The 21,607-nt window shown below is 70.8% G+C and carries 18 protein-coding genes and 1 pseudogene; 7 read left to right on the top strand and 12 right to left on the bottom strand.

All coding sequences use genetic code 11. The features are described from left to right. Window positions 1–24: 24 nt before the first annotated feature. Together NYO99_RS09740 and NYO99_RS09745 are read left to right on the top strand one after the other, a co-directional pair. Window positions 25–1,242, top strand: coding sequence for a hypothetical protein (locus tag NYO99_RS09740; protein ID WP_268166987.1), 1,218 nt, complete (start codon window positions 25–27; stop codon window positions 1,240–1,242). Further along, window positions 1,233–2,264, top strand: a complete 1,032-nt coding sequence (locus NYO99_RS09745) for a hypothetical protein (RefSeq protein WP_268166988.1) — start codon at window positions 1,233–1,235, stop codon at window positions 2,262–2,264. The genes NYO99_RS09740 and NYO99_RS09745 overlap by 10 nt, the downstream gene beginning before the upstream one ends. 7 nt (window positions 2,265–2,271) lie before the next feature. On the opposite strand, the gene NYO99_RS09750 is transcribed toward NYO99_RS09745, so the two are convergent. The 6 genes from NYO99_RS09750 to NYO99_RS09775 form a co-directional block, all read right to left on the bottom strand. Then, the gene (locus NYO99_RS09750; protein ID WP_268166989.1) at window positions 2,272–3,432 is read right to left on the bottom strand and encodes a GGDEF domain-containing protein; all 1,161 of its coding nucleotides are present in this window, start codon (window positions 3,430–3,432) and stop codon (window positions 2,272–2,274) included. Then, window positions 3,429–3,893 carry a CreA family protein gene (locus tag NYO99_RS09755; RefSeq protein WP_268166990.1) on the bottom strand — a complete coding sequence of 155 codons (465 nt, stop codon included), beginning with the start codon at window positions 3,891–3,893 and terminating at the stop codon, window positions 3,429–3,431. The genes NYO99_RS09750 and NYO99_RS09755 overlap by 4 nt, the downstream gene beginning before the upstream one ends. Window positions 3,894–3,934: 41 nt before the next feature. Then, window positions 3,935–5,044: a lactonase family protein gene (locus NYO99_RS09760; protein WP_268166991.1), complete on the bottom strand. Its 1,110-nt coding sequence runs from the start codon at window positions 5,042–5,044 to the stop codon at window positions 3,935–3,937. Between the two features lie 11 nt (window positions 5,045–5,055). Then, window positions 5,056–6,189 (bottom strand): DUF5009 domain-containing protein, encoded by a 1,134-nt coding sequence (locus NYO99_RS09765; protein ID WP_268166992.1) that lies wholly within the window; start codon window positions 6,187–6,189, stop codon window positions 5,056–5,058. A gap of 148 nt (window positions 6,190–6,337) precedes the next feature. Next, the gene (locus NYO99_RS09770; protein ID WP_268166993.1) at window positions 6,338–9,142 is read right to left on the bottom strand and encodes a TonB-dependent receptor; all 2,805 of its coding nucleotides are present in this window, start codon (window positions 9,140–9,142) and stop codon (window positions 6,338–6,340) included. 41 nt (window positions 9,143–9,183) lie between these two features. Beyond that, on the bottom strand, window positions 9,184–9,876 hold the full coding sequence (locus NYO99_RS09775; protein WP_268166994.1) for a chitinase: 693 nt from the start codon (window positions 9,874–9,876) through the stop codon (window positions 9,184–9,186). Between the two features lie 108 nt (window positions 9,877–9,984). Between NYO99_RS09775 and NYO99_RS09780 the strand changes: the two genes are divergently transcribed. Both NYO99_RS09780 and NYO99_RS09785 read left to right on the top strand, forming a co-directional pair. Next, the gene (locus NYO99_RS09780) at window positions 9,985–10,650 is read left to right on the top strand and encodes a response regulator transcription factor (RefSeq protein ID WP_268166995.1); all 666 of its coding nucleotides are present in this window, start codon (window positions 9,985–9,987) and stop codon (window positions 10,648–10,650) included. Further along, window positions 10,647–12,029 carry a sensor histidine kinase gene (locus NYO99_RS09785; protein ID WP_268166996.1) on the top strand — a complete coding sequence of 461 codons (1,383 nt, stop codon included), beginning with the start codon at window positions 10,647–10,649 and terminating at the stop codon, window positions 12,027–12,029. Before NYO99_RS09780 ends, NYO99_RS09785 begins: the two co-directional genes overlap by 4 nt. 12 nt (window positions 12,030–12,041) lie before the next feature. On the opposite strand, the gene NYO99_RS09790 is transcribed toward NYO99_RS09785, so the two are convergent. Further along, entirely contained in the window at window positions 12,042–12,737 is a 696-nt protein-coding gene (locus NYO99_RS09790; protein WP_268166997.1) for a glutathione S-transferase, read from the bottom strand. Window positions 12,738–12,753: 16 nt separating this feature from the next. Then, a complete protein-coding gene (locus NYO99_RS09795; protein WP_268166998.1) occupies window positions 12,754–13,236 on the bottom strand; it encodes a GreA/GreB family elongation factor in 483 nt (160 codons plus the stop codon). Window positions 13,237–13,510: 274 nt separating this feature from the next. On the opposite strand from NYO99_RS09795, the pseudogene NYO99_RS09800 reads away from it, so the two are divergent. Both NYO99_RS09800 and NYO99_RS09805 read left to right on the top strand, forming a co-directional pair. Then, window positions 13,511–13,651, top strand: a pseudogene (locus tag NYO99_RS09800) (IS3 family transposase); the annotation flags it as partial. A 76-nt stretch (window positions 13,652–13,727) separates the two neighbouring features. Continuing rightward, window positions 13,728–16,079 (top strand): ATP-binding protein, encoded by a 2,352-nt coding sequence (locus NYO99_RS09805; protein WP_268166999.1) that lies wholly within the window; start codon window positions 13,728–13,730, stop codon window positions 16,077–16,079. A 197-nt stretch (window positions 16,080–16,276) separates the two neighbouring features. Here the strand turns inward: NYO99_RS09805 and NYO99_RS09810 are convergent, their stop codons facing one another. Both NYO99_RS09810 and NYO99_RS09815 read right to left on the bottom strand, forming a co-directional pair. After that, the gene (locus tag NYO99_RS09810) at window positions 16,277–17,695 is read right to left on the bottom strand and encodes an N-acyl-D-amino-acid deacylase family protein (RefSeq protein WP_268167000.1); all 1,419 of its coding nucleotides are present in this window, start codon (window positions 17,693–17,695) and stop codon (window positions 16,277–16,279) included. Further along, window positions 17,695–18,948 carry an alanine racemase gene (locus NYO99_RS09815; RefSeq protein ID WP_268167001.1) on the bottom strand — a complete coding sequence of 418 codons (1,254 nt, stop codon included), beginning with the start codon at window positions 18,946–18,948 and terminating at the stop codon, window positions 17,695–17,697. The genes NYO99_RS09810 and NYO99_RS09815 overlap by 1 nt, the downstream gene beginning before the upstream one ends. Window positions 18,949–19,031: 83 nt before the next feature. On the opposite strand from NYO99_RS09815, the gene NYO99_RS09820 reads away from it, so the two are divergent. Beyond that, the gene (locus NYO99_RS09820) at window positions 19,032–19,430 is read left to right on the top strand and encodes a RidA family protein (RefSeq protein ID WP_268167002.1); all 399 of its coding nucleotides are present in this window, start codon (window positions 19,032–19,034) and stop codon (window positions 19,428–19,430) included. Here NYO99_RS09820 and NYO99_RS09825 read toward each other — a convergent pair. Next, a complete protein-coding gene (locus NYO99_RS09825) occupies window positions 19,418–20,026 on the bottom strand; it encodes a response regulator (RefSeq protein ID WP_268167003.1) in 609 nt (202 codons plus the stop codon). The genes NYO99_RS09820 and NYO99_RS09825 overlap by 13 nt on opposite strands. A 124-nt stretch (window positions 20,027–20,150) precedes the next feature. Then, window positions 20,151–21,587, bottom strand: a complete 1,437-nt coding sequence (locus NYO99_RS09830) for an aminotransferase-like domain-containing protein (RefSeq protein ID WP_268167004.1) — start codon at window positions 21,585–21,587, stop codon at window positions 20,151–20,153. Window positions 21,588–21,607: the final 20 nt, after the last annotated feature.

A 21,607-nucleotide genomic window follows, 5' to 3' on the forward strand; every position in this document is an offset into this window, starting at 1 on the left:
CGCGGCGCTATCAGGGAGAACAAGATGCGCATCAAAACAGCGGCTGCCGTCGGCATGGCCGCGTGGCTGTGTTGCCTGGCGCCCGTGCAGGCCGCCGACAAGCCGGCCGCCGGGGCCAGGGCGGTGCTGAAGCCCGCGGCCAAGCCCGCCGCGCGGCCTGCCACCAAACCCGTTGCGAACGAGGTCGCCGCTGCGGCCGCGCCAGCTTCCGCCGTGCCGCCGCCGCCCACGCTGCCGGACTGGGCGCCGGCCGAGATGAACCGGGTGCTCAAGAACAACGTGGCGCCGCGCTTCACCGTGCTGGCCAGCGACGACCTTGACGCCCGCACACGCGCCGCCGCCGAGGCCATGCAGGCCGAACACCTGCCGCGCGTGCGCGCGCTGATGGAACGCTGGTTCCTGGAGGAGCTGGCCCAGCCCCTCCCTAAGCACGCCTTCGCCCGCATGCTGGCGCGGCTGGCCAACGAGTTCGCTCTGTGGGGGCGTGACAGCCTCGGCCCCGAGCAGGACGCCGTGCTCGAACAGATGTTGCAGCAGCCCGGTATGTGCCGGCCGGTGGGCCCGAATGCCAGCGAGCTGGTGATGCGCCTGGCCCGGCTGCGCGGCCTGCCGGCCGAGATGCGCGAGGCGGCCGTGCAGGCCGAGGCCTTGCTGCTCGCGCGCTGGGGCCAGCCGCGCCAGGTCAGCGATGCCGAACCGCTGGCCGCCGAAGAGGCCCTGCTGCAACTGCGCGCCACCGGCCAGGCCCCCGCGACGCCGCTGCCGCCGGTGCTGGCTTTCTTCTACCTGGGCGACCAAGACAACTTCCGCCGCGACCCCTTCATCGCCGACCCGCCTTCCCGCTGCGCCATGCACCAGTGGGCCGGCGCCAGCCCGGCGCAGTTCCGCGCGGCCATGGCCTTGCAGGCGGCCGACTTCGTCTGGCAGGAGCGCCGCAAGGCGGCCGCCAACGCGAGCGATGACAACGCCTATCCCAGCCTGTCGACCTTCTTCGGCGCGAGCGGTGTGATCACGGTGCTGGCCGATGTGAATGCCGAGGGGCGCGTGGTGCGCGCCAAGGTCATCAAGCGCGATGTGGAGGTGCCCGGCATCCGCGGTGTGCGGCCGTTCGCGCACGAGGGCACGCTGGAGCTGGCGACGCTGGCCAAGGCGCGCGCGGTGGACTGGTCGGCCGCCGCGGCCAAGCACGGGGGCCTGAAGGCCGTGGAACGCGAATTCCAGTGGAGCATGTCATGGCGTTGATTCGATGGACGCGGGCGGCGCTGGCCGGCCTGCTGGCCGCATCGGCCTGGGGCGCCCAGGCGCAGTCGGTGGCCGTGCCCGCCGCCGCCGCGCCGCGCGTGTTGGCCGACACCGTGTACGACGGCGCGTCCGAGGCGCTGTTCTGGGGCGACTGGGACGAGCTGGAGCGCCTGTACGCGGCCGCCCGGCAGGACCTGCAGCGCGCCGAGGAAGGCGGGCTGGCGAGCTGCCGCTTCGGCCACGGCATCTGGCGCAGCTACGCGGGGGAGTCGGTCGCCTACCACGAGGCGGTGGCGGCCAACACGCTGGCCTGGGCGCGCAGCCGGCCCCAGTCGCCGCTGGCCCACGCCGTGCACCTGCAGGCCCTGGTGGACCTGGCCTGGTACCACCGGGGTGGCGGCTTCGCCAACACGGTGTCTGACCAGCGCTTCGCCGACTTCAAGGCCAAGCTCAACGACGCGCTGGCCTATGTCAAGGCCCATGGCGACGTGATGGGGCGCGACAACTTCTACATCCGCCCGCTGCTGACGCTGTTGCGCGGCATGGGCGTTGGCCTGCGGCAGCAGCTGGAGATTGCGCGCAAGGGCCTGCGCCAGCACGCGACCGACGATTGCGTCTACCTGGCCGCCTTGCCCAGCCTGCTGCCCAAGTGGGGCGGCGACCCCGATGTGCTGGAGCGCTGGGTGCGCGAGTCCATGAAGGGCCTGCCCGAGAAGGACGCGCTGCGGCGCTATGTGCGCCTCTACAACGCGGCCACGGACGGCGACTACGAGCAGTCGCTGTTCGAGGCCACGGCGGCGCGCTGGCCGCTGATGCGCGATGGCCTGCGCGCCATCCTGGAAGAGTCACCCAGGAGCCGCTACTGGCAGAACCGGCTCGCCTACTTCGCCTGCATGGTGAAGGACCGCGAGACGGCGGTGCCGGCGCTGGAGGCCGTGGGCACTGCCGTGGACGCCGAGGCCTGGGGGCCGACCGGCCAGCGCAACCACCAGTCCTGCAAGCGCTGGGCGCTGCAGGGGTGAGCGGCGCTCAATCCGCCACGCCCGGCTCGGCCGTCAGCAGGCCGCCGCCGGCGCGGCGGGTTTCGTAGAGCGCCGTCTCGGCGCGGCGCAGCAGGTCGGGCAGGCCGCGGTCGCCGGGGCGCAGCCGGGCCCAGCCGGCGCTGTACGACAGCGCCAGGCCCAGCTCGGCCGGGGCGCGCTCGGCCAACGCGGCGCGCAGCCGCGCGTCCAGCGCCTGCGGGCCTTCGGGCAGGCAGCGCGCCATCAGCACGCCGCACTGCTCGCCGGCCAGTCGGCCGGCCAGGTCACCCAGCCGCATCTGCGTCTGCACGCAGCTGGCGAACAAGGCCAGTGCCCGGTCGCCAACCTCCGGCCCGTGCTCGGCCTGCAGCGCCGCGAAGTCGTCCAGCTCCAGCAGCACCAGCGCCAGCGGCTCGTCGAACCGCCGCGCCATCGCGATGAAGTCCACCGAGCGGGCCTGGAAGGCGTGGCGGTCAGCCAGGCCGGTGAGGCCGTCCGTCTGGGCCAGCCGCGCCAGCTCGGCCTCGGTCTGGCCGCGCCAGGCCAGCAGCAGCAGGGGCAGGGCCAGCAGCAGCGCCAGTTGGCCGGTCACGGCCAGCAGCAGATCGGGCCCGGGCCCGGCGTGGCCCAGCAGCGTGGCGCCGGCCCGCGCCAGCAGGGCCACCAGCAGCGGCAGCACGGCGCTCAGGCCCAGCAGCCGCCAGCGCCCGTGGTGCAGCCCGTGCAGCACCTGCTCGCGGCCGGGCCGTGTCAGTGCCACGCCCAGCGCGGTGAGTTGGGCGGCGAGCACGAGGTCGGCCAGCGTGCGGGCCAGCTCGGCCTGTGGCCACAGCACGGCATGGCCGGCGCCCAGCAGCAGCGGCGCGGCGCCCATCAGCCAGCGGCCGCGGTGCGGCATCAGCCACAGGCCGGCGGCCCACCACAGCGCGCTCACGCCCCCGCTCACCAGCGCCAGGCCCAGGCTGTGCAGCGCGCGCGGTGCCAGCGGCACATGTTGCGCCCACGCGGGGCCGGCCAGCGTCAGGCCCAGGCCCAGCGCCAGCAGGCCCAGCTGCGACCAGCGCCCGCCCGCGTTGGCATGGCGCCAGCCGATGAAGGCCATCAGCACCAGGGCCGCCGCCAGCGCCTGCAGCGGCAGCAGCGCGAAGAGGGCGTCGGTCCAGCTCATGGCCGCAGCGGGATGGGCGTCTCGCGCGCGACCGGCACGGCCGTGACGCTGTTCTTGGGCGAGCCGTCGATGAGGCGGTCCGAGTAGGTCAGGTAGACCAGCGTGTTGCGCTGCGCATCGACCATGCGCACGATGCGCAGCTTTTTGAACACCAGCGAGATGCGCTCGTTGAACACCTCTTCCTGCCGGGGCAGCGGCTGCCTGATGGCGATGGGGCCGACCTGGCGACAGGCGATGGAGGCCTCGGCCTTGTCCTCGGCCAGGCCGATGGCGCCGCTGATGCCGCCGGTCTTGGCCCGGGACACGTAGCAGGTGACGCCGGGCACCTTGGGGTCGTCGTAGGCGTCGACGACGATCTTGTGGTCGGGGCCGATGAGCTTGAAGGCGGTGTCCACCGAACCCAGGGGCTCGGCCTGGGCCGTGGTGGCGAGCAGCAGGAGGAGCAGGGCGGCGGGTTTCATCAGGCCAGTCTAGGCCCAGTTCGTGTCACCGTGGTCGCGCCTCAGGCCATGGCGCAGGCGCCGGCCGGGCTGGGCACGCCCGTTTGCCGGCCAGTGAAGCGCGGCGCCTCCGGGTGGCCCAGGCTGAAGTGGCTGAGCTGGTCGCTGCGCTGGTTGCACACGTACAGGTGCTGGCCGGCGATGCAGGCGCTGCGCGGGAAGCTGCCGCGCACCCAGTGGTGGTCCAGCAGGCGCGGGCTGCGCGGGCGGGCCAGTGACAGCACGGCGATGCTGTCGTGCAGCCGGTTCAGCGCGTAGAGGTGGCGGCCGCCGGGCGCGACGAGCAGGTCGGACGCGAAGCTGGTGCCGGCAAAGCCGTCGGGCAGCACGGAGACCTCGTCCAGCACCCGCGCCCCGTCGGCGCCGAGCGCAACGGTGGACAGCGTGGACGATTCCTCCTGCAGCACGTAGACGAGGCCGGCGTCCTGCGGGTGGAACACGAAGTGGCGCGGGCCCGAGCCGGGGCTGAGGGCCAGCTCCTGCACGGGCGCGCCCGGCGTGGCGTCGGTCAGCGGCCAGACGAGCAGGCGGTCGCGGCCCAGGTCGGTGCCCAGCAGCCAGCGGCCGTCGGGGCTGGCCTGGATCATGTGCGCATGCGGTGCGTCATGGCCGCTATGGGCCAGGCTGCCAGGCGGCGCCTTGGCGGCGCGCGTGGGGCCGGGGCGGCAGTCGCTGCTGCAGCTGGGCCAGCTGGCGACCGTGCCCAGGCGACCGTCGGCCTGCAGCGGCAGCGCGGCGAAGCGCGCGTCGCCGTAATGCGCCACCCACATGCGGCCGGCGGCGAGGGACAACTGGCAGGGCCCCTGGCCGCCGCTGGGCTCGCGCTGCAGCAGCGTCAGCCGGCCGGCGTTGTCCTGCGTGTAGACGGCCACATGGTGGGCGCCTTCCTCGGCGGCGTAGAGGCGCCGGCCGTCGGTGGCCAGCCAGCTGGGGCTGCCAGAGTTGGCGGTGACGCCCAGCGGCCGCAGCGCGCCGTCGGCCGCAATGGCGAAGCTGTACAGGCCTTGGCCGGCGGGCGCGTAGGTGCCCACGTGCAGGAAGCGGGCGGGCGGTGCGGCGAGGGCGGTCATGGGCAGCAAGGCGGGCAGGGTGAGCAGGTGGCGTCGCAGCATGGGGGAGTGCGTCAGAGTTTGAGCCGCAGGCCCGCGCGCAGCAGCAGGCGCAGCAGCACGAGCACGCCGGCCAGCAGGGCCACGCCGCGCGCGAGGCCGGCCGCGCCGCTGGACAGCATTGCCGGCCAGGTCCAGCCGGCCAGCGCCAGCAGCGCGCCGATGACGAAGGGCAGCAGGTAGGCCAGCAGCGGGTGGCGGGCGGCGTCGCCCAGCAGCGCCAGCGCGGCGCGGCCGGGGGCGGCCTCGGCCAGCGGGCGCATGACGAGATACAGCAGCAGCGTGGCGCCCGCGCACACCAGGCCCCAGCTGGGCGTGGCGTGGATCTTGGACAGCGCGAAGTGCGGCCGCAGGCTGAAGCCCACGGCCAGCAGCAGGAAGGCCAGCAGCAGCGCGGCGCGGGTGGCGCGGTCGGGCGCGAGCATGTGCTGCGGGTCGTGCAGCAGCACGGCGGTGGCCAGGCCGGCCAGCACCAGCGCCGTGTGCGTGGCGTGTGCGCCGCCGCCGAGCTGCGGCGCCGCCCAGGCGTACCAGGCCACGCAGCCGGCCAGGCCCGCCAGCGCCAGCGGCAGCCGCGCGTCGCGCCCGGCCAGCACGAACAGCAGCGCCGCCAGCCCGTAGGCCCAGCCGATCAGGCCCAGGATGCCCCACCAGTGCACGGCCATGCCGCCGGGGTAGTAGCCATTGCACGCGCCCAGCAGCGCGAGGCCCGCCAGCCGCCACGGCCCGGGCAGCGGCGGCCCGCCGCGCACGCTGCCCCACATCAGAAAGATGGCGGCGAAGGCGGCCAGCAGCCAGCCGGCGGCATTGAAGCCGGCTGGCGCCATCTCGGCATTCACCATGAACAGCCCGGCCACCAGCAGCGCCAGCGTGCGCTCGGCCACGTGCTGCAGCGTGGCGCGGCGGCCGGCGGCGTCCAGCCGCGCCTGCAGCGCCATGGGCAGCGACAGGCCGACGATGAACAGGAAGGCCGGGAACACCATGTCCACGACGCTCATCGCATCGGCGTCGGCCGGCATGTGCTTGAGCCACGCGGGCAGGCCGGCCACGCCGGCCCATTCGTTGACGAGGATCATCACGGCCACGGTGAGGCCGCGCAGCAGGTCGATGCCCGCGAGGCGGGGCGACGAAGGGGCGCTTGCAGTCATGGGGCGCGATTACAAGGCAAAAAAGGGCGGCCCTGGTGGGCCGCCCGAAGTGAGGCAGGAGACTGCCATCACGAGGAGAGGGGCCGGCCCATCCACGCGGGGGACCGGCTGGGCGAGCCGCGTTCAGCGGGCTCGACCGGGCGAGGGGTCAATAGCTGTACCGCAGCACGGCCTGGTAACGCTTGCCGGTGCGGTAGATGCCGCGGGTCAGCAGCTCGGTCTTGGCCACGCCGCCCACGTCCGCGTAGTTGCGGTACTCGCTGTCCAGCAGGTTCATCGCGTCCAGGCCCAGACTGAGCTGGTTGGTGAGCTTCACGTTGGCGCTGGCGGCGAGGTCCTTGCTGCCGTCGGTGACCAGGAAGTTGCCGCGGTCAGCCTGCGTGTAGTACTTGGAGCGGTAGGTGTAGGTCACGCGGGCGCTGAAGCGGTCGCTCTCATAGAACGGGCTCAGGCTGTACTGGTGCTTGGAGTTGAACGGCAGGTGCGAGTTGGCCTGGCTGGAGGTGGCGTCCGAGAAGGTGTAGGTCGTCAGCGCGCCGAAGCCCCAGCCGATGTTGGCCTGGAAGGCCAGGCTGGCGCCCTTGATGGTGGCGCTGCCGGCGTTGTTCGGGCGCGAGACGGCGTAGGTGGTGTTCTGGCGCTCGAACTGGTTGTAGTGCACCTCGGGCTTGGTCGTGACGAGCACGTAGTCGGTGACCTTCTTGTTGAAGATCGTGCCGGCCAGGATGGCGTTCTTGGCGAAGTACCACTCGGCCGAGAAGTCCAGGTTGGTGGACTTGTAGGGCTTGAGGTCGGGGTTGCCGCCGCCGCCGGTCTTGGTCTGGTCGCCGATCCACAGGTAGCTGGACATGTCGCCGTAGTTCGGGCGCGACATGACCTTGGCGGCCGAGGCGCGCAGCACGAGGGTGCTGCTCAGCTCGTAGGCGACGTTCAGGTTGGGCAGGAAGTTGCGGTAGTTCTTCTGCACGTTCGTCGGCACGTACTTGTCGGCCGGGCAGGCCTGGCCCGTGGACACCGAGCAGGCCCAGCCGCCGCTGTTGGACGTGGTGTCCACCACGCGCACGCCGACGTTGCCGCGCAGCGCGTCGAGGGCGTAGTCGGCCTGCACGTAGGCGGCGTCCACCACTTCCTTGACCGACCAGGTGTTGGCCACGAAGGACGGGTCGTTGAACGTGGCGGGCTGCGGCATGGTCTGCCACGGCGCCAGCCACTTGCCGCTGGTGATGTAGCCGGCCAGCGCCTCGCCGTCGATGGTGTAGCGGTTGCTCAGGTCGCCGACGTTGCCGAAGCCGCTGAGGTAGTTGCCCGGCAGCGGCTTGGGCGAGAACTTGCTGGCCGTGGCGTCGCCATAGCCCTTCACCGAGGCCAGCGACACGCCGCCCATGGACTGCGTGGTGTTGTGCTCGCGGTGCTTGATGCCGAAGCGCAGCTGGTAGATGGGGCCGTCGAACTTCAGGCCGCCGTCCAGCTGGATGAACTCTTCCTTGTCCACCGTCGGCTTGAAGACGATGTTGCCGCCCCAGCCGGGGTTCCAGGTTTCCTTCTTGGTGGGGTCGGAGCCCCAGCCGCCGTCGATCTGGAAGGCCGTGGTGTCCTTCAGCGGGTTGGCGCCGGTGATGCTCAGCTTCGGCGTGCCGCTGCTGATGTCGTAGTTGTAGTCCGTCCAGCTCAGGAACTCGCCGAAGACCTGCAGCTTGGTGCCGCCGGTGGCCTTGGAGCGGCCCGCGTGGAAGGACGCGAACCAGCGCTCGTCCTTGTAGTTGCCCTTGAGGTCGTAGGACGAGGTGTCCACCGTTGCCTTGCGGTCGATCAGGTCATACACCATCAGCGCGTTCTTGAACGTGCCCTTGGTGATGACGCCGCCGTCCACGGCCAGGTCGGTCATCTTCATGAGGCCGTTCCAGGCATTGCCCTGGAAGGCGAACATCGAGTGGCTGCGGTTGTCGTAGCCGGCCTTCACGTCCAGCGCGTTGAACTCGAAGTCCAGCTTGTCGTTGGCGCGGGCCTGCAGCGACAGCGACAGCGTGTCGCGCTTGCGGGTCTGCTCGAAGTAGTGCGCGCTGATGGAGTTGGGGCCCACGGCGGTCGGGTTGGCCAGCAGCGTGGTGGCGCAGCTGCCGACGCAGGAGGCCGGCTTCTTGGGCTGGCTGCCGTCCGGGTTGGGCGCGACGGACCAGTCGGTCGGCAGGTTGTTGATGGAGCCGCCGCCGCCGGTGCCGTTGATGTAGTCGCTGCCCTTGACGGTGCCGTACGACTCCACGCCGTCACGGCGGATGCCTTCTTCCGAGCGCTGGGCCGAGAAGATGAGGCCCAAGGTCTTGGCCTCGTTGCGCCAGCCGACCAGGCCGGCCACCGTGGGCTTGCCCTTGCCGATGCGGTCGTTGTAGAGATAGCCCACCGAGCCGGCCAGCGTCAGCGCCTTCTGCTCCAGCGGCTTGCGGGTGGAGATGTTCACCGTGCCGCCGATGGAGCCTTCGTCCAGCCAGGCCTCGGGCGACTTGTAGACCTCGACCTTGTTGATCAGCTGCGGGGCCAGCAGCGAGTAGTTGAAGGTGCGGCCGGGCTGGTCGGCGATGAACCAGTCGGCCGACGCGATGGTCTGGCCATTGATCAGCGTGCGGTTGAGCGCCGGGTCGGTGCCCAGGATGGACACCTTCTCGCCCTGGCCGAAGGCCTTGTCGATGGTGACGCCGGGGATGGTGGTCAGCGCCTCGGCGACGTTGGTGGCGGGCAGCTTGCCCACGTCCTCGGCGGTGATGACGTCGACGATGGCGTCGGCATTGCGCTTGGTCTGCAGGGACTTCTCCATGCTGGCGCGGATGCCGGTGACGACGACGGCCTCCAGGGATTCCGTCTTCTTCTTGGGGGCCTCCTGCGCCAGCGCGGGGAGTGCGGTCAGCAGCATGGCGGCGGCTGCGATGGCCGTCGGGCGGGGGCTTGAATGCTTCCTCATGATTCTCTTTCTCCGGGGTTACAGGGCGAGCAGGGGCAGGGTCAGCACCCGAGCGGGTGCAGCAGGGGCACGCCGAACAGGTCGCTGGCGTGCTTGTAGAAATCGGCGCGGCGCGCGTTCTTGCGCCGGGCATCGGGGCTGTCGGGCTTGTCGCACTCCAGCGGGCCGTTGATGGCGCGGGTCGTCGCGCCGAAGCCGGCGCCACTGCGGATGGCCGCGTGCGAGGCCTGGGTCGACTCGCCGGGCTGCGTCATCCAGTACCACAGCGCCGTGCGCCAGGCGACCGTGGAGTCGCGGGCCACGCGGTCGGGGTCGCGCCACAGGTCGATGCCCATGAAGTCGCCGGCCGCCTTGTACTGGTAGTTCCAGCTCAGCTGGATGGGGCCGCGGCCGTAGTACTGCTGGCCCGGCGCGCAGCCCAGGCGCGCATCGTCGCGGCAGTACTTGTCCCAGTTCTCGCGCTTGTACTCGCGCTGGGCGCGCAGCTGGTCACTTTCGTGCGCGATCTGGCCGAGGAAGGCGGCCATCTCCTGGCGGCGCTGCACCTCGCTGCCCCAGTCGGCAAAGCCGGGCGTCTGGCGCACCGCCTCGACGAAACCCTCGTAGCTGTAGAACGCGATGCGCTCCGGGAACAGCGCATCGAACTGCGCCCGGCTGGGCACGAAGGGCGACGCGGCCGTGGCCGTCAGTGGCGGCAGCAGCAGGAGCAGCAGGCGGGCGAGTACACGAGTCATGTGACAGTTCGTTGCAGGACTGGCAGCGACTGTCCGCCCGGCCGCCTAAGCGCTGCTTCAACGCCTTGTTAAGGCCGTCTTAACGCACCCGGCGCCAGAATCGCGGCCATGCGCATCTGCTTGCTTGAGGACGATCTGGAGCTGGGCCGCTCGCTGCAGGCCCTGCTGCAGAACGCCGACCACGACGTGATGTGGCTGCGCCGCATCGCCGACGCGCGGCTGTGGATTGCCGAGGGCGGCTTCGACGCCGTCGTCATGGACCTGGGCCTGCCCGACGGCGACGGCATGGAGCTGCTGCGCTTGCTGCGCCGCAGCCACCGCAAGCTGCCGCTCATCGTCATCACGGCGCGCGATGCCATCGAGGACCGGCTGGACGGCCTGGACGGCGGCGCCGATGACTACCTCGTCAAGCCCTTCGCCGGTTCCGAGCTGCTGGCGCGGCTGCGCGCCGTGGTGCGCCGCACCCAGGGCGATGGCGCCGAGGCCCAGCCCGCCGAATGGCAGCTGCGCGACCTGGTGCTGGACGAGCCGCGCATGGAGGTGCGCCGCGGCGCGGAGCGCGTGCCGCTGTCGCGCACCGAATTCACCATCCTGCTGACGCTGATCAAGCTGCCCGACCGCGTCGTCACCCGCCGCCAGCTCGAGAACCGCGCGCCCTGCCAGATGGACGGCCGCAGCCTGGACGTGCACATCTCCAACCTGCGCCGCAAGATCGGCGAGGGCTACATCCGCACCGTGCGCGGCGTGGGCTATCTGGTGGAAAGGGAAGGATGAGCGCGGCCGCCAGCGCGCCGCGCTCGCTGTTCCGCCGCAGCCTGGGTGCCGTGTTCGCGGTGCTGTTCCTGTGCTGGCTGTTCCTTGTCGCGCGTGAGCTCATCGACATCCGCGTGCTGCAGGTCAAGAACGGCCAGGCCGAGAACATGCTGTGGGCCGAGCTGGCGCTGGAGCGCGCGCGCGACACCCATGCCGACCCCACCGCGCTGGCCCAGGCGCTGCAGGCGCTGGAGGGCATGCGCGAGCGCGAGTGGCGGCTCAAGGGCCACCGCACGCCGTTCCGGCTGCTGCAGGTCATCCGGCGCGACGTGGTGCTGTCCGAACTCAAGCCCGACCTCACCGGCCGCGACCGCGTGCTGCCGCAGGAGAGCGTGCCGGGCCAGGACGAGCGCTGGCTCTACACCGAGGTCAGCGACGCCGCGCGCGAGCTGGTCGTGCGCCGCTGGCAGGAGCGCCCCGGCGACTGGCATTTCAGCCTCGCCGGCCTGAGCTACTACGCCCGCCCGCTGCTGTACGGCCTGCCGCTGCTGGCGCTGCCGCTGTGGCTGCTGTTCCGCCTGGGCTTTGCGCCGCTGCAGCGCATCGGCGCGCAGATCTCGGCGCGCTCGGCGCAAGACCTGACGCCGCTGCCCGCCACGCGCTACGTGGAGCTGGCGCCGCTGGTCAATGCCGTCAACTCGCTGATGGCGCGGCTGCAGCAGCGGCTGGACCGCGAACACGAGTTCCTGGCCGACGCGGCCCACGAGCTCAAGACGCCGCTGGCCGTCATCCAGCTTGGCGCCGAAGGGCTGGACCAGCCCGACCCGCGTGCCCGCGACGAGTCGCGCGAGCGCCTGCGCCTGGGCGTGCAGCGCGCTACGCACACCGTGCACCAGCTGCTGGCGCTGGCCCGCTCCGGCGCCGACACGCTGGACCTCAGCAAGACCCGGCACGACCTCGTGGACCTCGTGCGCGAGCGCGTGGCGCTGGCCGTCGGGCTGGCGCTGCAGCGGCAGATCGAGCTCGCGCTGGAGGCGCCCGAGCAGATCACGATGTGGCTGAACCGCGAGTCCCTGTGCAGCCTGATCGACAACCTCGTCGACAACGCCATCAAGTACTCCCCGGCCGGCGGCCACGTGACCGTGACGCTGGCGGACCTGGGCGAGCAGGTCGTGCTGACCTGCAGCGACCAGGGCCCCGGCATCCCGGCCGAACTGCGCGAGCGCGTCTTCGAGCGCTTCGTGCGCCTGGCCGGCGGCCAGCCCTGCCACGGCAGCGGCCTGGGGCTCACCATCGTCGAGCGGGCCGCCGCGCAGCACGGCGCCACGGTGGCCTTGCTGGACGGGCCGCAAGGGCGGGGGCTGACGGTGCAGGTCAGCTTCCCGCGGACCGACGGCTGAGGGGCCGAGCCTTCAGGGGCTGAGCGGCGGCAAGCGATGCACGCCCTCGGCCGGCAGCTTGACCATGCAGGCCACGAACAGCGGGTGCGCCAGCCAGCCGTTCAGCCAGCCCCGCACGGACGGCAGGTCCAGCGTTGCGAACCAGGCCGGGTCCACCGCGGCGAACTGGCGCACGAAGGGCATCACGGCCAGGTCGGTGGCGCAGGGCGTGTCGCCGCCCAGGTAGGGCGCGCGGTGCAGCCGGGCCTCCAGCGGGCGCAGCAGGGCGTCCACCGCGCGGTCGCGGTGGGCGTCGGGTGCCAGCACCTCGCCCGGGTAGCGCTGCGGGTATTTCCAGCGGTCCAGGTGGCGCTTGAAGTCGCCGTCATTGCGCTGCACCAGCGCCAGGTTCTCGGGCGACTGCGCCCGTGCCCACGCGCCCTGCGTGTCATGCGCATCGCGCGGCGCCAGGGCCCAGCGCATGATGTCCCAGCTCTCCTCGATCACGCGGCCATCGGGCAACAGCAGCACGGGCACCGTGCCCTTGGGCGACACCGCCACCAGGCTGGCCGGCTTGGCGCGCAGGCTCACCTCCACCGCCTCCACGTGCTGCCCCGCCTGCAGCAGCGCCATGCGGGCGCGCATCGCGTAGGGGCAGCGGCGAAAGGTGTAGAGCCGCGGCAGCGGCGGGCCGCCGGGCGAGCGTGGTGCGGGTCCGGGTGCGTTCATGGCGCCGGCCTGATTGTCAACGCGCCCACAGCACCTCGAACTGCTGCCGCGCCCCGCCCACCTGCAGCGACACCTCGTCGCCCTCGCACTTGCCCAGCATGGCCGCGCCCAACGGGGCTTCGCTGCTGATCACCTGAACGACCTGATCGCCACTGGCCACGCTCATGCTGCCGCCCGGCGGGCCGAGGAACAGCTGCTGCTGCCGGTCGTCGGCATCGACGAGGCAGGCCAGCGTGCCCAGCTGTATGCCCTTGCTGGCGTCATAGGCGCCGGGGCGGAACTGGCGCCAGTGGGCCATCACCGCGCGAATGGCCTGCGCGCGGCGCGCCTGGCCGGTGGCCAGGTAGGCCGCTTCCAGGCCGAGCGTGTCGTACTTGTTCTCGGCGATGTTTTCTTCGTGCGTCGCCGTCTCATGCGCGACCTGCGCGGCGCGTTCGGCTTGCAACAGGTCTTCGGCAAGCCGGTCCAGCACCTGCTGCTGCAACAAGCGTTTGTCCATGGGGAAAGGTGGGGAGGGATCGAACACGCGGGGCGGCGTGATTGTGATGGCGCTTCGGCGGCGGTCGCGCGGGCCAGCCATGGGATGCGGGGGGCTGTCGCGTCCGTGTCAGGCGTGATCCGTCGAGGGCCGCCTGTGCCTCAGGGCGCTGACGGCTTCAGTCTGATCTCGGTCACTCGCGGCGGGCTACTAGAGTGACTGCAACGGCCAACACCGGTCGTTGGCTAACGATGCCATTGGGCGGAAACTCGCAAGCGTCTACTGAACCCGGGGCGATTCAGTGGAACTGGCGACGCTGGAATGGGTAGCTTGGTTCAACCACCACCGATTGATGGAGCCGCTGGGCTATACCCCACCGGCCGAATTCGAGGCCAACTACCATCGACAACGCGCTGGTCAGGCCGCGACCGTCTGACCTAAACCCAATGGCCTCCGTGGAAGCCAGGGCGGTTCACAGGACCCAGATCAAGAAGACTTCAGGGAGCGTTCAGATGTTGACTCGCATTCACCGGCTGCGGAACTTCCGCATCTTTCGAGAGTTCTCGTGGCCTGCGGGCCTGCACGACTTCGGCCGGTACAACGTCATCTACGGCTGGAACGGATCAGGCAAGACCACGCTGTCTACTCTTCTGAAGAACCTGCAGCAGCGGCAAGCGCTCGCGGAAGGCACAGCTGAGTACTTCTTTGGCGACCACCGGGTGATGGGCGACGCCGCAAACGATCCTACTGTCCCCAAGGTTCGGGTCTTCAACCGGGAGTACGTGGGCCGCGCAGTTTTTGAAACCGGTGCAGGGCAGTTCCCACCGGTCTACTACTTCGGTGAAGACAGCGCCGAGAAGCAACGGCTGATCACGGAGTTGGCAACCCAGCGGGACCAGCATCGCGCGGAGCAAGCCCGGCAAGGTCAACTGCTGAAGGTCGCCACTGAGGCGCGTGAGACGTTTGCCACAGAGACGGCCAAGGACATTCGCACGCAGTTGATGGCTGCTGGCGGGGCTTACAACAACTTCAACGCTGGGCCGTTCAAGGCAGAGATGCAACGGTTGGTCGACTCGGAGCAAGCCGAAACCCGGCTGAGCGACGATGAGCGGACAGCGCTTGTTCGGATGAAGGACAGCCGGCCGCTGCCCTCGCTTGAGCAAGTGACCGTCCGCTTCCCTGATCTCATGGTGTTGCGGGCCAAGACTGAAGCGCTGTTGAAGAAGACTGTCGTGTCGGCTGTGGTTCAGTCTTTGGCAGACGATCAATCTGTCGCTTCTTGGGTGGGGCAGGGGCTTGGGTTGCACAGAGGAGATCACGCAACGGCCAACTGCAGGTTTTGTGATCAACCGCTCCCGTCACACCGCCTGGCGCAGTTGGAGGCGCACTTCAACGACGAGTTCGACCAGCAACAGCGTGCGATCGATGCGCTGCTACTGGAGATCGACGGTGCGTCAAAGTTCAACAGCGCCTTCACTTCGCCCCCGCATGAAGCGCTGTACGAAGCGCTCCAGCCCGCTTATCAGACCGCACTGAAAGCCCTTCGGACTCAGGCAAGTTCGCTCGTCGGGGCACTGAGTGCCCTTAAGTCGGCACTGGAGCGCAAGCGTGAGCAGCCCTTCAAGAGCATGGAGCTGGACAGCTTGTTGAAGCAAGTCGTGGACGGCGGGGGGAGCAGCCTGGGCAGGATCATTCTTGGTTTCCTCGCCGTGGCAGTGGAAGGCATGACTGTCACGGCCTCTTTTGAGGGCGCGAAGTCTCTTGCCGCGTTGAACGAGCAGATAGAGCAGCACAACCGCATGACTGCGTCGCATGACGCCGAGGTGAAGTCAGCCCGTGACCGCTTGGCCCTCGACGGCATGGTCGGTGCTTTGAATCAGTGGCGAGAAAAGTGCGCGGCGGTGAGCCAGGCGACAGAAGCCCAGGACGCCGCGCGCGTTGCTGCGAACCGCTTGGATGAGCAGATCATGGACATTGAACGGCAGGTTCGGCAGCACATTGTTCCGGCAGAGGAGCTAACCAGAGATGTGGCAGCGTACCTTGGCCGTGAGGAGCTTCAGTTCGTGCCTGAGCAGAACGGGTACACCGTCATGCGTGGCGGACATCCGGCGAAGAACCTAAGCGACGGCGAGCGTACCGCTGTCGCTTTCCTCTACTTCTTGAAGTCGCTTCAGGGGACCGACTTCGACTTGGCAGATGGCATCGTGGTGATCGACGATCCTGTGTCCAGTCTGGACGCGAACTCCCTCTTCAGCGCATTCGGGTTCCTGAAGGCCCGCACCGTGAATGCCAAGCAGCTCTTCATCTTGACGCACAACTTCAGCTTCTTCCGCCAGGTGCGCGACTGGTTTGATGCATTGAACGAGGCGGCAAAAAGGGTTCGGCCGAAGCCTGAGCCCCCCGCTCGGTTCTTCATGCTGCACGCCACGATTCACGAAGGACAGCGTGCCGCACGGTTGGGGCCGATGGACTCCTTCCTGACGAAGTTCGAGTCGGAGTACCACTACCTCTTCAAGAGGATCTTCGAGGCTTCACGGCTGGAGCAGGGTCAAGGGTTGGAGCAGCACTACGGCTTGCCCAACATCGCTCGCCGCATGCTGGAAAGCTACTTAGCGTACCGAGTCCCAGGCAGGTCAGGGGACTTGCGCGGAAAGCTCAGCGAGGTTGGCGGTGATGACGCCGCGAAGGCGCGCGTTCTTCGTTTCCTGCACACCTACTCACATGGCGACGTTGTGGCGCAGCCCGATCACGATCCCACCATCTTGCTGGAAACTCCGGCCGTTCTGCGCGACCTGCTCGAACTTCTGCGAGCTGATGACCAACGCCACTACGACCAGATGATGGAACTGGCTTTGAGGGACTGAAGGACTAAGCGGCCCGATCGAGGCTACGGCCGCTTCTCTTCGAAAAGGAAACAGCCGTGCGCCCAGGATCGTCCCGGCCAGTGACCGCGTTCTGCCGGTCAGCGTTAGTTCGGCATGCGACCGCGAAAGGCTGAAATCGCTGCGAAGCAGCCACCCCGCTGAGTCCACCCCGTCCAAAGCCAGCGCAGCGAACCTCACTACCCGCCCCGCCCAAGCACCCGCCCGGCGCGCGCTTGCGGCGTGCCGGCCTCCAGCGCCAGCGCTCCGTTGACCCACACTGCCGCGATGCCCGTTGCGGCCTCGCAGGGTTGGCCGTAGTCGGCCCGGTCGGCCAGTTGGTCGGCGTTGAACAACACCAGGTCGGCCGCGGCGCCCGCGCGCAGCAGGCCGCGGTCGCGCAAGCCGAAGCAGGCCGCCGTCAGCCCGGTCATCTTGTGTACGGCGGCCTCCAGCGTCAGCAGGCCGCGCTCGCGGCCGTAGTGGGCCCACACGCGCGGGAAGGCGCCCCACAGCCGGGGGTGCGGGAAGCGGTCGTGCGGCAGGCCGTCGGAGCCGATCATGGCCAGCGGGTGCGTGAGGATGCGGTCCACGTCGGCGTCGCACATCTGGAAGTAGCAGGCGCCGCCCGGCTGCAGGCGCGCCACCGCGTCGGGCTCGCTACACGCCCAGTCGCGCGCAATGTCGGCCAGCCAGCGGCCGGCCAGTTCGGGGTGGGCCTCGCTCCAGGTCAGGCGGATGGGCGTCGCGCCGTCGGCCAGGTCCTCGCGCAGCACGGTGGAGCCGGCGAGATACGGGTAGACGTCCAGCCCCAGCGCCTGGCGCTGACTGAGCCGTTCGATGAGCGCCAGTGTCTGCAGGCTGCGGCCCCACTGCGCGCGGCCGGCGCATTTGTGGTGCGAGATCACCAGCGGCAGGCCGGCCGCGTGCGCGCAGTCGGCGGCCTCGGTGATGGCGCCGAGCACGCCGGCCATCTCGTCGCGCAGGTGAACGGCGTAGACGCCGCCGTGCCGCGCGGCGACGCGGGCCAGCGCCAGCAGTTCTTCGTTGTCCGCTGCGGCGGCGGGTGCGTAGAAGGTGCCCGAGGACAGACCGGCCGCGCCTTCGCGCATCGCGTCGTCCAGCAGCGCGCACATCGCGCCGCGCTCGGCGGGCGTGGCGGGGCGCGACAGGTCGGCCATGCAGCGCAGCCGCAGCGCCGTGTGGCCCACCAGGCCCACGGCGTTGACGGCGGGCCGGGCGGCGTCCACGGCGGCGCGCCAGGCGGCGAAGGACGCGTGGCGGAAGTGCTCGCGCGCCAGCAGGTTCAGCGGCGGCGGCGGGTCGGGCGTCACCAGCGGCGCGAGCGAGAGGCCGCAGTTGCCGGTGACGACGGTCGTCACGCCCTGCGTGAGCTTGGGCGCCATCGCGGGCGTGGCCAGCAGCGCGGCGTCGTCGTGGCTGTGGGCGTCGATGAAGCCGGGCGCCAGCACCAGGCCGCGGCAGTCGCGGCGCGGCACGTTGGCGTTGACGTCCAGCTGCGGCGCCAGTGCCGCGATGCGGTCTCCGGCGATCAGCAGGTCGCCCGTCCAGCCCGGTGCGCCGCTGCCGTCGACGATGAGTGCGCCTTGCAGCAGCATCACGCGAAGTGCGTGGTGATCGCGTCGACGATACGGTCGGCCTCGTCCACGACGGCCAGCCAGGCCCATTTGTCGAAGGTGGTGCAGGGGTGCGACGGGCCCAGCGCCACGCGCTCGCCCACGGCCGGGCCGTCGCATTCGAGCGGGTCCCAGCGCAGGTAGGCGTGCTGATCGTTCAGCCCGGTGACCTGCCAGCCGGCGGGCGCCGCCGTGCGCTGGCCGTTCTCCATGCGCCACACGGGCAGCGGCCAGCCCTGGTCGAACGACACATCGCGCCGGCCGGCGTTCAGCAGCGCCAGGCCGGGCTCGGGGGTGGACAGTACGTGCGTCCACACCTCCAGCGCGGGCTGCAGGCTGGCGCTGCCCAGGCGGTGGTCGATGACGCTGACGTAGCGGCCGTAGTGCGCATGGTCGTGGCACACGTAGCAGCCCGAGCGCAGCAGGCCCAGTCTCGGTGTGGGGCCGGGCCGCCCCTGCAGCACCGGGGCGACGAGGTCGAACAGCGCCGAGCCGCCGCCGCTGAGCCACAGCGGCTGCACGGCGATGAGGCCCTCGGCCTCGACGTCGGCCAGCAGCGCCTCGACGCGCGCCTGCCACTGCTGCATCAGCGCGGTGTCGGGGCCGGTCTCGCCCAGCACCTGCAGGCCCTCGTAGAAGCCGATGCCGCGCAGCCGCAGCGCCGGGTGGTGCTGCAGTGCGCGGGCCAGCGCCAGCGCCGGCGCGTGATCACGAATGCCGCAGCGCGTGGTGCCGAGCTCGATGAGCACGTCAAGCTTCTCTTCGTCGCCGCCTGGCCAGTGCGCCGCGATCAGGTCCAGCTGGGCCTGGGAGTCGACGAAGAACGCCAGCTCCAGCCCGGCATGCGTGCGGCGCAGCGCCAGCAGTTCGGCCAAGTCGGCGCGGCTGACGAGCTGGTTGGCGATCAGCGCGCGGCGCGCGCCGGCGGCCAGGCCCAGGCGCAGCTGGTGCACGTTGGCAAACGTCAGGCCCCAGGCGCCGGCCTCCAGCTGGCGGCGGAACAGCTGCGGGCTCATCGTCGTCTTGCCGTGCGGCGCGAGCTGCACGCCGCGGGCGTCGGCAAAGTCCTGCATCCAGCGGATGTTGTGCGCCAGCGCGGCCTGGCGCACGACGGCCAGCGGCGTGGGCAGCTCGGCCAGTTGCCAGCCGCGCTGTGCCACGTCGGCCAGCGGCAGCGGCGGCTCGGTGGCGGGAAAGCCCTTGAGCCACGGGCCCAGTGTGTCGGGTGGGTTCATGGCGCCATCATCGCGGCGCTGTCTGAAGGTCGTCTAAAGGCGCCGCTTGCATGGGGCGCGAGTGCACACCAGACTGCCGCGCCATGACTGCACTGACCTTCCTCGGCGCCGAGCCCACCGCCAGCGACCGCCAGCCCCGCCCGCTTTCGCCTGCCGTGCGCGCGGGGGACTTTGTGTACGTGTCCGGCCAGGTGCCGGTGGATGCGCAGGGCCACATCGTCGATGGCGGCATCGAGGCGCAGACGCGCCAGGTGTTCGCCAACCTGGAGGCCGCGCTCGCGCTGGCCGGCGCCACGCTGGCGGACGTCTGCAAGGCCAATGTGTGGCTGGAAGACGCGCGTGACTTCGGCGCCTTCAACCGCGTCTACATGGGCTACTTCCCCGGCGGCAAGCCGGCGCGCTCCACCGTGGAGTCGCGGCTGATGATCCCGGCAAAGGTGGAGATCGACGTGGTGGCCTACAAGCCGGTTCAGGCCGGCTGAAGCTTGGTCACCGGCACGAAGGCCGGCTGCCCCTTGAGCTGCACCACCGTCTCACCCTGGCGGTGGATGATGTGCTGGGCCACGTGCACCTGGCCCTGGTAGCGCACCTTGTCGCCCGGCTTGATGACGGGCTCGGGCGGCAGCACGGGCAGCATCTGCCGCACGGGCGGCCGCGCGGGGCGCATGGCGTCGCGCAGCTGGCTGTGCAGGCCGGGCGAGGTCTTGGCCAGCGCTTCCAGCGCGCGGGTCACCTCGGTCTTGAGCTGATCGGCCGTGAAGGGTTTCTTCAGCACGAAGTGCGCGCCGTGGGCCTCGGCCTCGAACTCGTGCTCGGGCGTCACCTCGAAGCTCAGCAGTGACAGCTGCAGCGTGGGCTGCACGTCGCGCAGGCGTTGGAACAGCTGCAGGCCGGTCAGCGGCGCGCGGGCGTACCAGTCGGTGATCATGAACTGCGGCTTGAACGCCAGGCCCTGTGCCAGGGCCGTGTCGGTGTCGGCGCAGCACAGGATGTGCTCGGGCGCGAAGCCGTGGCTTTGCAGCAGTTGTCGGGCGAAGGTCTGGACGCCCGCCAGCGGGTCAACGACGAGGAATTTCACGGGATCGTTCTTGGCACGGTGCGCTGCGGTTCATGGCCGGCGCTTGGGGCGGCATTCTGCGGGCCGCCGCGCTTGCATCTGGTGACAAACCGCCGACCGCTGCGCATTTTTTTGCATGGCGGCCTCAGCCCGCTGCCGGCCGGCGCTGAAGCTCATCCGCGCAGGCGCGCAGCTGCCGCCAGAAGGCCGGGTCCAGCGAGGTGGCCATGTTCACGCGCATCAGCGAGCCCGGTCGGCGCGTGGCGCTGAACAGCGCGCCGGGCGCCGTCAGCCAGCCGGCGTCCAGCAGCGGCTGGGCCAGCCGCTCGGTGTCCACACCGGTGTCCAGCCAGCCGAACAGGCCGTCGGGCGGCGCCGCCCACTGAAACCCCTGCCGCGCCGCCAGCGCCGCCACGCGCTGCCGGGCGGCGTCCAGCCGCTCGCGCAGCCGCAGTGCGTGGCGGCGCAGCCGGCCCTGCGCCAGGCACAGCGCGACGGCGCGCTCCATCACGGGCGAGCTGGTCAGGCCGTCCAGCAGCTTGGTGTCGGTCAGCGCCGTCAGCCGCTCGGGCGCGGCGGCCAGGTAGCCCACGCGCCAGGCCGGCGTCAGCACCTTGGAGAAGCCGCCCACGTAGACCACGCGGCGCAGCCCGTCCAGCGCGGCTAGCCGGGGCAGGTGCTCGGGGGCCAGGAAGCCGTAGCTGTCGTCCTCGATGACGAGAAAGTCGTGTGCGTCGGCCAGGCGCAGCAGCTGGTGGGCGGTGGCGAGGTCCAGGCTGTGGCCGGTGGGGTTGTGCAGCACCGACACCGTCAGGTAGGCGCGGGGCGCGTGCTGGGCGGCCAGCGCGGCCAGCACGGCCAGGTCCGGCCCGGCCGGGCCGCGCGGCACGGGCAGCAGCCGGATGCCGGCCTGCGTCAGGCGCGCAAAGATGACGGACCAGCCGGGGTCGTCCACCAGCACCGCGTCGCCGGGCTGCAGCTGGGTGCGGATGAGCAGGTCCAGCGCATGCGTGGCGCCATTCGTGGCGAGGATCTGGGCCGGGCCGGCGTGGATGCCCAGATCAGCCAGCCGCTGCGACAGCGCTACGCGCAGCTGCTCGTCCCCGCTGGGGTCGCCGTAGCTCATCTGCACCGCCGTGTCGCTGCTGAGCCGGCGCAGCGCCGACTGCAGCAGTGTTGGGTCCAGCCAGTCGGCGGGCAGTGTGCCCAGGCCGGGCGAGCGGGCAGCGTCGGCCTCGAACATGCCGCGGATCAGCGCCGTCGCGTCCACCGGGGCCTGGCGGGGCAGGGCGGTGGCGGGCTGCGCGGCGCGGGCAGCGGTGGCTGGCGGCCGAGTCTCGCGCACGAAGAAGCCGCGTTGCCGCCGCGCCTCCAGCAGGCCCGCGGCCTGCAGCTGGTCGTAGGCCGCGACGACGGTGTGCGGGCTGACGCCGTGCTGGCGCGCGCAGTCGCGCACCGAGGGCAGGCGGGCGCCGGGCAGCAGCAGGCGCTCGCGGATGCGCTGGGCGTAGCGCTCGGCCAACTGGCCGGCCAGGGGCTGGCTGGCGTCGCGCTGCAGGGGCGGGGGTGTACCGGTCGGCATGGCAGTACAGATTCGGGCTG

Origin of the sequence: Roseateles hydrophilus (genome assembly GCF_026712245.1) — a bacterium.
Classification (GTDB): Bacteria; Pseudomonadota; Gammaproteobacteria; order Burkholderiales; family Burkholderiaceae_C; genus Pelomonas; species Pelomonas hydrophilus.